8 protein-coding genes are annotated in these 12,779 nt (G+C 70.5%); 2 read left to right on the forward strand and 6 right to left on the reverse strand.

Going from position 1 to position 12,779, the window contains the following annotated elements; genetic code table 11:
- Window positions 1-67: 67 nt before the first annotated feature.
- The 5 genes from ACWGJM_RS05800 to ACWGJM_RS05820 are packed head-to-tail and all read right to left on the reverse strand — an operon-like array spanning window position 68 to window position 7,578.
- Window positions 68-2,728, reverse strand: a complete 2,661-nt coding sequence (locus tag ACWGJM_RS05800; protein ID WP_453410408.1) for a discoidin domain-containing protein — start codon at window positions 2,726-2,728, stop codon at window positions 68-70.
- Window positions 2,725-4,446, reverse strand: coding sequence for a DUF2264 domain-containing protein (locus ACWGJM_RS05805; protein WP_453410409.1), 1,722 nt, complete (start codon window positions 4,444-4,446; stop codon window positions 2,725-2,727). Before ACWGJM_RS05805 ends, ACWGJM_RS05800 begins: the two co-directional genes overlap by 4 nt.
- The gene (locus ACWGJM_RS05810) at window positions 4,446-5,312 is read right to left on the reverse strand and encodes a carbohydrate ABC transporter permease (RefSeq protein ID WP_453410410.1); all 867 of its coding nucleotides are present in this window, start codon (window positions 5,310-5,312) and stop codon (window positions 4,446-4,448) included. Before ACWGJM_RS05810 ends, ACWGJM_RS05805 begins: the two co-directional genes overlap by 1 nt.
- A gap of 8 nt (window positions 5,313-5,320) precedes the next feature.
- Entirely contained in the window at window positions 5,321-6,262 is a 942-nt protein-coding gene (locus ACWGJM_RS05815; protein ID WP_453410411.1) for a carbohydrate ABC transporter permease, read from the reverse strand.
- Window positions 6,259-7,578, reverse strand: coding sequence for an ABC transporter substrate-binding protein (locus ACWGJM_RS05820; protein WP_453410412.1), 1,320 nt, complete (start codon window positions 7,576-7,578; stop codon window positions 6,259-6,261). Before ACWGJM_RS05820 ends, ACWGJM_RS05815 begins: the two co-directional genes overlap by 4 nt.
- A 91-nt stretch (window positions 7,579-7,669) precedes the next feature.
- Between ACWGJM_RS05820 and ACWGJM_RS05825 the strand changes: the two genes are divergently transcribed.
- Window positions 7,670-8,719 carry a LacI family DNA-binding transcriptional regulator gene (locus tag ACWGJM_RS05825; protein ID WP_453410413.1) on the forward strand — a complete coding sequence of 350 codons (1,050 nt, stop codon included), beginning with the start codon at window positions 7,670-7,672 and terminating at the stop codon, window positions 8,717-8,719.
- 6 nt (window positions 8,720-8,725) lie between these two features.
- On the opposite strand, the gene ACWGJM_RS05830 is transcribed toward ACWGJM_RS05825, so the two are convergent.
- Window positions 8,726-9,832, reverse strand: coding sequence for an NAD(P)/FAD-dependent oxidoreductase (locus tag ACWGJM_RS05830; protein ID WP_453410414.1), 1,107 nt, complete (start codon window positions 9,830-9,832; stop codon window positions 8,726-8,728).
- 616 nt (window positions 9,833-10,448) lie between these two features.
- On the opposite strand from ACWGJM_RS05830, the gene ACWGJM_RS05835 reads away from it, so the two are divergent.
- Window positions 10,449-12,770, forward strand: a complete 2,322-nt coding sequence (locus tag ACWGJM_RS05835) for a glycosyl hydrolase family 95 catalytic domain-containing protein (protein WP_453410415.1) — start codon at window positions 10,449-10,451, stop codon at window positions 12,768-12,770.
- Window positions 12,771-12,779 lie beyond the last annotated feature (9 nt).

Consider the following 12,779-nt stretch of genomic DNA (forward strand, 5'->3'; position numbering starts at 1 on the left):
CGTGACTCCTTGCCTTTGTCGTTTGCGGCCTTTTCTCGTCCGCGTCCGCTGCGTCACGTCCGCTGTGTCACGGACGGATCGTCAGCCAGTCCAGGGCCGCGACCTTGGGACCTCCCTTCGCGACTAGGTACAGGGTGTGGAGGCCGGTCAGTCGGCGGCGCAGGGTGAGCGACTGCTCCTGCCAGATGCTGGTGGAGCCGGTGGCGCGTACGGGCAGGGTTCCGGCCAGCGGCCCGTCCGGGGCGTCGAGCCGGAGCTGGAGTGCGCAGCCCGCGGTGCAGGTGGAGGCGAGGCGCACGGTGAGCCGGTCGCCGGTCACGCTCGCCCGCCGGAAGCCGATCCGGTCACCTGAGCCCAGTACACCGGTGGCGGCCGTGCCGCGCGCGACGCCGCGCACGGTGGTGGCCTGCTCGGCCTGGAGCGTGGCGGAGGCGTCGGGGCCGTCGCCGTACAGGCGCAGGTCGTTGACCACCCAGGGAGCGGGGCCGCGCGCGGTGAGCGTGATCCGGACGTACCGGGCCCTCTGCGTCGGGAAGACCGCGTCCTGGGTGAAGGACCGCCCGGAGACCCGGGCGAGCGGTCCGCTCCAGTGCGTGCCGTCGCGGCTCACGGACAGGGAGAAGCCGTACGGCTGCCCGCTGGTGTCGCGCCCGGCGTCGAGGGAGAGCCGGCCGAAGGTCTCGGTCTCGCCCAGGTCGACGGTCAGCGACTGGCCGGCGGCCTGCGCGGCGGCGGCCGTCCAGCGGGTGTTGATGTCCCCGTCGATGGCGGCGGAGGCGTCCGTGCCGTCGCTCGCGGTCGCGGTCCAGGTGCCGTGCCGGACGCGCTGTGCGCAGCCGGGGAGGTCGCAGCCGGTCGACCAGACCGGCGCGCCGTACTCGTACGCGCCGATGTCGGGCGCCGCGCCCCGCACGTCCGTGGTGATCCCGTCGATCGCCTCGCCCGCGTCTACGGCGGGTGAGCCGTCGGTGAGCCACAGTTCACCGTTGACGGCATCGGTGTAACCGGGTTGGTCGGTGATGAGGTTGGAGCGGACGACGGGCAGCGGGTCGCCGGTCCGGCTGACGGTGATGGGCATCGGGCCGACGATGTTGCTGATGTAGGTGTTCGAGGCGTCCGTGGCGTTGGACACCTGCACCGAGGCGCCGTTGATGCCCACGCCGTAGCTGGAGTCGTGGTCCTGGTTGCCGATGCTGGGCCCGGCGTGCCCGTTGAAGGCCGTGCCTCGTTGGCCCGTGTTCCATGCGACGTTGTGGTGCAGCAGGAAGTTTCCGGAGTAGTTGTCGATGTAGTAGCCGACCTGGCCGTCCGCGTCGTGCGAGGTGTTGTGGTCGGTGGAGCTGCCGGAGGCGTTCAGGCTGCAACAGACGTAGAAGGGCGCGCCGTCGCGGGAGGTGCGCATCGCTTCGGACATGTCGTTGTAGGCGATGCGGTTGCCGTGGAACTCCGTGCCGTTGAGCTGCCAGGCCGTGTCGACGGAGGCACGTCCGGTGCGCCGGATCGTGTTGTGCGTGACGGTGTGGTCGTTACCGTTGATCTCGATGCCGGGTGTGTAGCTGCCCATCCATCCGACGTCGTGGATGTAGTTGTCGGTGACGGTGTTGCCGGTACCGCGCACCAGCACTCCGTCGCCGGCGGACCGCGAGATCTCGCTGTTCTTCAGGGTGTTGCCCGTGCCGAGGATCTGCACGCCCGAGTCGAGGATGCGGGAGGCGACGATGTGCCCCTCGAACGGCGGGATGGCGAGGTCGCTGTCGGGTGGCATGGGGAGGGTCGAGAACTCGGAGATGTAGGTGGCGTGGAGTCCGTCGATCACAACTCCCCTGCTGCCGGGGCCGGTTCGCAGTGAGGTGCCCCACAGGTTCAGCCCGCGCACGGTGACGTACGAGCTGCTGCTCAGGTCGATGCCCCAGAGGCGGTGCTTGGCGGTCACCGTGTGCCCGGCCATGCCGCTGTTCGGTGGTACGAGGTAGAGCCGGTGCGCGGACTCGTCGTAGTACCACTCCCCCGGCTGGTCGAGGGCGGCCTTCGAGCCCACGAGGTAGTAGTTGCGGTAGTTCTGGTTGCCCATGCACAGGGGCGGGCAGCGGTGGTTGCCGCCCTTGAAGTCCAGCTTGCCGGGCGAGGTGGCGGTGGCCGTGCCGGTCTGCTGGGCCCACGGGTTGGAGCCCGCCCACAGGTGCACGGTGGCGCCGGTCCAGTCGGCGTCCGGCAGGTCGGTGTCGTCGATGTGCTGGTCGGTGGAGGTGGGATCGGCCTCGGCCCAGGTGGTGTTCAGCGGATCGGCGCCGGAGTTGGGCCAACGGCCCTCGGCCGCGCGGTCGTCGTCCAGGAACACCGCGTTGAAGTCGGGGTCGAGCGGCAGGTTCGTGTCGGCGGCGACCAGTCCGTCCCCGGCGTCCTTCCAGCCGGTCACCGGCTCGGTTCCGTCGACGGTGACCTGGCCGTCTCCGTACGCGGCGAGGGTGATCGGGGCGTCCTTCGTGCCGGAGGGCGGGGTGACCTGCTCGCGGTAGGTGCCGTGGTGGACGAGGCAGGTGTCGCCGGGGCGGACGCGGGAGAGGCAGGCGCCGATGGTGCCGAGGGGGCTCGACGGGGAGCCGTGGGCGTGGTCGCTGCCCCAGGGGGCGACGTGATAGGTGCGGCCGGGGTCCGCCGCGTGCGCCTGGACCGGGAGGGCCGGCAGCGTTGTCAGGGCGGCCAGTACGGACAGGTGTCTCAGTCTCATGTCCCGTCTCCAGTCGTCGGGGGTTGCCGCCAGGCCGCCTCGGCTTCGGGGCCGTCCGGAACACCGAGCACCGCGCATCTCAACCAGTGCTCGCCCGGCGGGATGTGACCGGTCAGCATGGGCAGTGCCGTGCGCCGGGCCAGGACGTTGGTGCCGGGCAGGCAGTCGATGACCTCGCCCTGGCGTACGCCGTCGAGATCCCGTAGACCGGTGAAGCCCGCCGGTGCGGACGTGCGGGCGTAACCAGCGCCGGTCCTTCGGTTCACCCCTGTGTCGCGGTCGACCGCGAAGGCGCCCTCCGCCGTGTGGAGGGACCGCCCGGTCCGTATGCGGTGTCTGCGTAGATGCCACGGGGGCGCGGCGGTCAGCCAGGTGGTGATCTCGACGTCGGACCAGGGCCACCAGGTGCTCAGCACGGTGTTGCCCATCAGGTGCCAGCCGGCCGGCTCCTCGCGGGCCCGGTAGTGCGTCCCGCCGTCGTCGCTGAGCGCGAGCATCGAGTCGTAGGCGCCCTGCTCCAGCCCGAGCGCCCCGCTCGGCAGGCTGAAGCCGAAGCGCGTCGAGTAGGCGAACTTGGCGTACTTCGCGGCGCCGTGCCGTACCCAGGCGTGGTGCTGGCGTCCGGCGAGCAGCGTGACGTCCCCGCTCACGCGCATCAGGACCGCACCGGCGTGCGGCTGGGGGCTGACCATCGGGAGAAGCGGGGCGGGCTGCTCCGCGGCGGTCCAGAACGGGTGGTCGGCGGGCAGCGCCAGCGGCAGGAACGCCTTCAGGGACCAGTACGGCGAGCCCGGCGCGTTGTACTGCTCGGCCAGCGCGGGCTGCGGATAGGCGTACCCGATGGACAGCAGCCCGTCGGCGCCGGTTACCGTACGCCCCTGCCACCAGCGGAGATGCCGCAGCAGATACCCCTTGACCTCGTTCCACGGCAGCGCGTCGACCCCGGCGAAGGGCAGCGCGCCCCAGAACGCGGCCTGCGCCCAGCGGTAGGTCAGGCTGCGGCCGTAGGGGACGGCGGCGCCGTCGTCGGCGAACCAGTGCCGGAAGTCGTGCGCGAACCGGGCGGCGCGCTCACGGAAGTGATCACCCTCACCGCTGAGCTGGGCGTACAACAGCCCGTAGAAGTGCATGGCCCATGGCACGTAGTAGTCGCGGCGTTCGGTGGGGCCGTCGGAGTACCAGCCGTCGCCGAGCCAGAAGGTCTCCAACCGATCGAGGCGGGCGGTGATCAGCTCGCGGTCGTAGGCCACGCCCACCCGGTCCAGGCCAAGGCCGATCAGCACCGGGAAGAAGTGCCAGTTGTTGTCGGCGGTTTCGCGCGGCAGGGCGCTCAGCAGCCAGCGGGCCAGCCGATCGCGTTCGGGGCCGGAGAGCGGGTCCCAGAACCATTCGGGCGCCACCGCCAGTGCGAAGCCGATCGCAGCCATCTCCACGATCCGCTGATCGCGGTCACCGGGCTCGCCCCAGTACTCGGGGTGGTCGGGATCGCTGCCGGACGCCAGCCCGCGCAACCACATTTCCACGTGCGGCACTTCGCCATTGCCCGCGGCGAGCGGGGCCAGCCCCCACAGCGGGCGGGCGAAGGACTCCAGTTCTGCGGCGGTGTCGTCGTGAATCGCGGTGTTGACGCCGAGCCGCACCCGGGCCCGTCCCGCGCTGAAGTGTGGCACGACGGGAGCCGTCAACCGGCGTAACTCTTCCTGTAGTTGATTTCTCATCAGCCCTTCTCCGCCCCGGCCGGCAGCCCTGTGCTCAGGAAGCGCTGTGCCAGCACGAACCCGACGAGCAGAGGCGCACAGGCCACCAGACCGGCGAGCGCGGCCTCCGGCTGGTGGATGTCGAGGTCGGCGAAGCCGCTGGAGTTGTTGACCGCGCCGGTGGACTGGAGCAGGGACATCAGACCCAGCTGGAGGGTGAAGGTGCGGTCGTCGGAGAGCATGACGAAGGGGAGGAAGAAGTCGGTCCAGCAGCGCACGAAGCCGAAGAACGCGATCAGGGCGATCGCCGGGCGGGCCAGCGGAACCGCCACCGACCAGAACAGCCGCAGTTCGCCCGCGCCGTCGACGCGCCCGGCGTCCAGCAGGCTGTCCGGCAGGCTGGCCTGAAAGTGCAGGAAGGCGAGGTAGACACCGAACGGGTAGAAGGAGAGCGGCAGGATGACCGCCCAGACCGTGCCGGTGAGGTCGACCGCCGACATCTCCAGGTACAGGGGCAGCACCAGGGCGGCCGGGGGCAGGATCATCGTCACGACGGAGAGGGTGAGCAGTGTCCGGCGGCCCGCGAAGTCGTGCTTGGCGAGCACATAGCCCGCGGGCACGCAGAGCAGCAGGGCGAGGACGACGCTCGCGCCCGCGTAGATGACGGAGTTGCCGATCCACAGGGTGATCTCGCCGTCGTTGTACGACATCAGATGCGACCAGGCGTCACCGACGTTTCCGAGCGCGCCGAAGCCGAGCGGGGATCCGGTCGTCAGATCGTCGGCGGTACGGGTGGGCGCGAGGAGCAGCCAGAGCAGGGGCAGTCCGAAGAAGACGGCGGCGCCGAGCAGGAACAGGGTTCGGGCGCCGCGGGAGAGGGCGGTCATGGTCCGGCTCACCCGGCTTTCGTGGTGTCCGTGGCGTACATACGGGTGCGGGTGATCACGACCCAGGCGGCCAGCAGCCCGACCGCGAGCATGGCCAGCGACAGCGCTGCCGCTTTGCCGAAGTCGCCGTCCTCGGTGGCGTAGACGTAGGCGAGCTGGTTGACGGACCAGGTGGGGCTGATCTGGCCGGGGGCACCCGTGCCCAGCACGGTGGGTTCGACGAAGACCTGGCTGCCGGCGGCGAAGCTGGAGATCAGCACGAAGGCGACGTAGGTGCGGACCATGGGCAGCTTGATGTGCCACATGGTGCGCCAGGCCGACGCCCCGTCGACCTGGGCGGCCTCCAGGACCTCCTTGGGGAGTGCGGTGAGTGCCCCGTACAGGACGACGATCCAGCCGCCCGCGTGCACCGCGACTCCCATCACGGCGAGGACGGCGATCAGACTGCCGCCGGAGAGCGCGTCCGTGGCGCTCTTGACGTCCATGAGCTCCAGCAGCGGTCCGAACGGGCTGTTGTCCGGGCTCACCATGAACAGCCAGAGCAGGGCCGCGGCCGAGCCGGTGACCGCGCCCGGCAGGTAGTAGACGAGTTGGAAGGCGCCGGAAAGCCGGCCCGGTCCGGCGTGCAGGGTGAAGGCGAGCGAGAGGACGGTCAGCAGCAGGACCGGCAGCCAGAGCAGGAGGTACAGGGTGACGTTCTGGGCCGCCTCGCCGAGCCGGTAGTCGTCGAAAACGGCCGTCCAGTCGCGCCCGCCGGAGAAGGAGCCGTCGTGGACGAAGGAGGTCCACAGGGCGTATCCGGCGGGCGCGAGTCCGAAGACCGCGAGGAACAGGGTGTACGGGCCGACGAGGATCCACACGGCGGTGGTACGGCTCCGGTGCCCGCGACGCCGGGGTCCGGCCGGTGCGGCGGTGGCCGTCGCCGGTGGGCGGGTGGAGGTCAGCGTCATCGTCCGACCGTGTATCCGCTGGTCCTGGCCGCCGCGGCCAGCTTGTCCTGCCAGCTCTTCAGCGCGTCGCCCAGGTCGCCGCCGGAGTCGGCCGCCTTTCCGACGGTGTCGTTGAAGCCGGCCTGCCAGTCGGCCTCGAAGCGGACGGCGCCGAAACCGGGGCGCAGCGCGTTCGCCGCCGCGCTGAGTGCGGGCATCGGGTCGGAGGCGTAGTAGGGGTCCTTGGACTTGGCCTCGCCCCATTTCCGGGCGGCCGCCGTGAACGCGGGGTAGGTGGGCTGCCCGGCCTGTAGGGCGACGTCGGTGGTCATCCAGCGCACCAGGTCAACGGCCTGCTTCGTACGGTCCCCGGCGTGCGCGGAGACGAGGAAGGCGCCGCCGCCGACCTGGCCGGCGTAGGACTTGGTCTCGCCGGGCCAGGTGGGCATGGGAGCGGCGGCGATCCGTCCCTCGGGGATCTTGAAGGCGGGCCCGAACATGAAGTCGCCGAACCAGGCGGGGCCCGGCAGCATCAGGATCTTGTTCTCCTTGCCGAGCTTGGCGAAGGCGGGGTCGATGGGTGCGACGGTGGTGACCGCCTTGGCCTCTGCCATCGGCTGGAGGAGGTCGGCCACCCGGGTGCAGCTCGGCCGGGTGAGGTCGATGTGGACCTTGGTGAGGCTGAGCGTGTCCCGGGTGGGACATCCGCTGCTGCCGAAGTAGACGCCGGCGCCGTACTTGCCGTTGATCGCGCCGACGACGGTGCCGGGGTGGTCCTTGGCGGCCTTCAGCCCCACCTTCTGGTACTCGGCCCAGGTCTTGGGGACGTCGTAGCCGTACTGCTTCATGAGCTTCGCGTCGTACCAGAGCACGGTCGGTGCGAGGTCGTTGCGCAGGCAGTACGTCCTGCCGCCGAAGGTGCAGGTGTCGAGGGAGCCGGGGGTGAATCCGTCGCGGACGGACTTCGCTACGAGGTCGTCGAGCGGGGCGGCGTAGCCGAACCTGTCGCTCGCGAGGGTCGCGGCCTCGGCAGGGTTGGCCAGGAAGACGACGTCCGGCCAGCCGCTCTTGGTGCGGTTGGCGAGCGAGACCTTGGTGGGGACGTAGCCCGCGTCGGGCGGGATGATGACGATGCGCATCTTCAGGTCGGGGTGCGCCTTCTTGTACTGCTGCGCCGCAGCGGTTCGGGTGTTGTCCACCCACACCAGCAACTCACCCTTGCCGCCGCCCGAGGTGTCGCTGCCGCCGCCGGTGCCGCCGCAGCCGGCCAGCAGGAGCGCCGCGGTGGCGGCCAGGGAGGCGGCGCGCCAACTCCGGTCCGGACGCCATCTCTTCATCGAGAACCACCTACCACCTCTACACTGGAGGGTTGGCTTGCGATAGTTTTCGCAATCTGCGACCGCTCCGGAAACGTAGGAGATTCATCCGATGACGTCAACAGTCCGGACAGGATCCGGTGAAGCGAGGCGGCGCACGCTGGCCGAAATCGCCGACGAGGCAGGCGTTTCGGTCTCCACCATCTCCAAGGTGCTCCACGAGAGATCCGATGTATCCCCCGAGACCAGGGCCAAGGTGCAGCGTCTGCTGGAGAAGCACGGCTATCTCGCTCGGCAGCGGCCCGCCGCCACCACGGCACCGCCCGGGGGGCTGATCGACCTGGTCATCAACGAGTTGGACAGCCCCTGGGCGGTGGAGCTGATCCGCGGCGCCGAGGATGTGCTGCACGAGGTCGGCATGGGGCTGGTCGTCTCGGCGACGCACGGGCGGCAGAAACGGGCGCGCCAGTGGCTCGACTCGCTGGCCACGCGCCCCACGCGCGGCGCGATCCTGGTCGTACCCGAACTCACCACCGAACAGCAGGCGGACCTCGCCGGACTCGGCATCCCGTACGCCCTCGTCGCACCGATCGACGAGCCCGCGCCCGGCATCCCCTGGGTGGGCGCGACCAACTGGCCCGGCGGGCTCGCCGCGACGCGCCACCTCATCGAGCTCGGCCACCGGCGCATCGCCGTCATCAGCGGCCCGGAACGCCGGCTGACCTCACGCGCCCGGGTGGACGGCTACCGCTCGGCACTGACGGAGGCCGGGCTCCCCTTCGACCCGGAGCTCGTCCGCTACGGCGACTTCACCCACGGTCTCGCCCATCAACACGCTCTGGATCTCCTGGCGTTGCCCGACCGCCCCACGGCCATCTTCGCGGGCAGCGACCATCAGGCGCTGGGCACCTACCGCGCGGCGGCCGAGCGAGGACTGCGCATCCCCGACGACGTCAGCGTGGTCGGCTTCGACGACCTGCCGTTCGCGGACTGGGTGACCCCCCGCCTGACGACCATGCGCACTCCCCTCGCCGACATGACCGCCCTCGCCGCCCGGATGGTGCTGCGGCTGCTGTCGGGCCAGGAGCCGGAGACCACACGGGTGGAGGTGGCCACGGAACTGGTGGTACGGGAGAGCAGCGGGCCGCCGGCGGGACGGTGACGGCGGTCAGGCCGCCGTGTATCCGAGCTGGCGCCGCATGAAGGGGGTCATGAGGGTCTTCGCCTTGGCCAGGGTGGTGGTGCGGGTTCCGAGGACCGCCGTCTCGCCGCCCGGTACGGGCAGCATGGTCACCCCGTCGGCCGGACCGAACGGCACGATGAGCGGGGTGCGGTGAACCGCCCGGTAGGAGCGGGGCTTGTTGCCATGCCGGCCCGAACTGCGCAGGTACGCACGGGCATTGTGGAAGGCGACCTCCGCCTGGGCCAGCGCCGCCGGGGTCACCTTGAGCTCGCTGATGTCGTTCACGTCACCGACCGCGAACACGTCCGGCCGGCCCTCGACGCGGAGCATCCGGTCGACCTTGACGTGGCCCGTCCCGTTCAGCCAGTCACCGTGCCCGGCCAGACGCAGCCAGAGGGTGTTGGGGGTGGTGCCCGTCGCCCAGAAGGAGAGGTCGGCGGCGAGGACGGCGCCCCGGGCGTCACGGTAGGTGCCGAAGTCGTTGCCGGGGGACATGAAGGTGTCGAGCCGTACCTCCACGTCGTGCGACTCCAGCCAGGACCGGGCCTTCCGGCCGGCGCGGGCGCTGCCGGTGGAGTGCAGCAACTCCTGCCCCGCGTGTGCGAGGGTGACCCGGGCGTCCGGCCGGGCCAGGCGGATCTCGGCGCTGAGTTCGACGCCGGAGGGGCCGCCGCCGACGACGAGGACGTGTTCGGCGGTGGCGACCTTCCGCTGGTGTTCGTCGAACGACTTGGCCGCTTCCTCGACGGTGGCGCCGGTGAAGCGTGCCGGTTCCGGGTAATCGGCGCCGGTGGCGATCACCAGCACGTCGTAAGGCAGCCGCTCACCCGTGGCGAGTGCGACCTCACGTGCGATGGTGTCGACGCGCACCGCCTTGCCCACGATCACCCGGCCGTTGCGCAGCAGCCGGTCGTACGGGATGAAGGGGGTCGCCGTCCACTCCGGACGCACACCGGCGCGCAGCGAGGCGATCCGGTGGAAGAAGACCTCCTTGCGGTCCACGAGCGTGACGTGCGCCGTCGCGTCCAGCCGTTTCGACAGGCGGACGCCCGCGTAACCGCCGCCTATCACCACTACGTTGCCATCTCGCACCGGAGTCTCCTGCGCTGGTGTGGGGGGAATGGGCGCGAGATTAACACTTGAAACCTAAAGCGCCCGGAGAGCTCTGTGCGAGTGCTGTGAAGAGAACGTTCACCGCGTCCAGTAGAGGATGTCACGGAAACGTGCCTCGGCGACTGTCCTTTCAGCCGAGGGAGTTGAGGCCGACCGTGTCGGCCATCGCCTCCAACCCCGTGGCGTCGACGTGCAGATGGTCGCCGGGGTCGTAGTCCGGTCCAGGGGGCTTTGTGGGGGGTGGCCGGACGGGGTCGCGCCGGCCGGCTGTGCCGGGAGTGCGGGGTCAGTGCGGCCGCGAGAGCCGCGAGCAAGTACGCGATCGTGCCTCTGCGCATGGGGTGCCGTCCTTCCGGTGGGGAGTCGGATACGGGCCGGACGCGGAACACGGAGTGCGGATCGCGAACGCAGGCAACCTCAATACATCGGAGGAGTCAAGGACTTGAGCTGGGGTTATTGATGTGAACATGGAGCTCAAGCGACCAGAGGCGGCGCAAACCCGTAACTGTTGACGTTGTTGACAGGTGCACGAAGCGTGCTTAGGTTCGCGGAGACACCCGATGTATCGATGATCCGTCAGGTCTGGAGGACGAAAATGACCTCGCAGCCGGAGAAACGTTCACCAGTGCCCCGCAGAGCCGTACTCGGCACCGCCCTGGGCGGAGCGGCGGTCGCGGCCCTGCCCGGAACCGCCCACGCCGAACAACCCTCGGCCGCGGTGCGATCGACCGGCACCAAGGCCGGAAACCCGTGGAAACTCCGCGACACCATGACCACCGACGGCGCCTGGGACCGGTTCCTGCGCGGCCAGGACCTGCTGTGGACCAGGCTGCCCACCCTCTGGTACGAGGGCCCGTTCCTCGGCGACGGGCTGCTCGGCAGCATGGTCTACCAGGAACCGGGCGCCAACCGGATCCGCTTCACCGTCCAGCACGGCCGCGTCCAGGACCACCGGCCCGAGTTCGGCAGCGGCTGGGGCACCTGCCGCCTGCCGGTCGGGCACCTCACGCTCGAACCGGCCGGCACCATCACCGCCGTCGACTGGCGGCTGAGCCTGTGGAACGCCGAGCTCACCGGCACCGTCACCACCACCGCGGGCACGCTCACCCTCTCCGCCCACATCCACGACGAGGTCTTCGCCGCCCGTGTGACGGCCGGCGGCGGGGAACACGTCACCTGGACGTTCCACCCGGAGGAGGCCGTCAGCCCCCGGCACATCAGCGAGGCCCCGCCCTCCGGGTACACCGCCAACCCGCCCTGGACCACCCGCTCCGCCGCCGACGGCACCGAGCAGGTGCTCCAGCCCCTCACCGGCGGCGGGCAGACCGCCACCGCGTACCGCCGCACCGGCCACGACCTGCTGCTCAGCGTCGGGCACAGCTCGCCCTCCGACACCGCCGCCGAGGCCGCCTCGCTACGGAACCTCCGGCGCGCGACGTCGTACGGCGCCTTACGGCGACGGCACACCCGCTGGTGGCACGAGTTCTACCGCAAGAGCTTCGTCTCGTTCCCCGACCAGCGGCTCCAGAGCTTCCACTGGATCCAGCTCTACAAGGTCGCCTCCGCGAGCCGCGCGGGCGGCCCCGTCATGGCCACCTCCGGGCCGTGGCTGGAGCCCACACCCTGGCCCGCGGTCTGGTGGAACCTCAACGTCCAGCTGGAGTACTGGCTCATCCATGGCTTCAACCACCCGGAGCTGGACTCGCTCGCCACCACCCTGCGGCAGAACCAGGAACAGCTCATCGCCAATGTGCCCGCCGCCTACCGCGCGGACAGCTCCGGCATCGGCCGCAGCTCCGACATGTTCGCCGACCGGGAGGTGGGCAGGCCCGGTACCGGCGCCGAGACCGGCGACCTCACCTGGGCGCTGCACAACGTGTGGCTGTCCTACCGGCACTCCATGGACGAGGCCCTGCTGCGCGACACGGTCTTCCCGGTGCTGCGCCGGGCGATCAACTACTACCTGCACTTCCTCACCCCGGGCAGCGACGGCAAGCTCCACCTGCCGAGCACCCTCTCCCCCGAGTACCCCGTCGTGCCGCCGCAGGACACCAACTACGATCTGGCCCTGATCCGCTGGGGCTGCCGGACGCTCCTCGAGTCCGCCGAACTGCTCGGCATCGACGACGAGTCGAAGCCGCGCTGGCAGGAGGTGCTGGCCCGGCTCACGCCGTACCCGGTCGACGACAACGGCTTCATGATCGGCGCGGACACCCCGTACGCGCAGTCCCATCGGCACTACTCGCACCTGCTGATGGTGTACCCGCTGTACCTCGTCAACTGGGACCAGCCCGACAACCGCGAGCTGATCGCGAAGTCGGTGGCCCGCTGGCACGCGCTGACCGGCGCCCACCGGGGCTACAGCTACACCGGGGCCGCCTCGATGTACGCGATGACCGGAGACGGCGACACCGCGATCACCTACCTGCGGAAGTTCTTCGACCCCACCACCCGCTACCCCTGCCGGGCCAACACGCACTACACCGAGGCCGGTCCGGTCATCGAGACGCCGCTGTCCGCCTCGCAGTCGCTGCACGACATGTTCTGCCAGAGCTGGGGCGGCGTGATCCGCGTCTTCCCGGCCGTTCCGTCCGCCTGGGCGGACGTCACCCTGCACGACTTCCGCACCCAGGGCGCCTTCCTGGTCAGCGCCGTCCGGAAAGCGGGAGTCACCCGGTTCATCCGGGTCAAGAGCCTGGCGGGCGAGCCCCTCAAGCTCCGTCACGGCCTGACCGGTCCGCTCACCGTCCTGCTCGACGACGGCACCCCGGCCCGCACCCACGACCTCGGCGACGGCACCCTCGCCATCGACCTGCCGCGCGGCCGTGAGGTGCTCGTGCACTCCGGTTCCCGGCCCGACCTCGTCATCGCGCCCGTCGCCGTCAGCGAACCGGGCGCGGCCTGGGGACTGCCGTAACGGCCACAC

It is taken from the genome of Streptomyces sp. NPDC054834, from assembly GCF_053611185.1.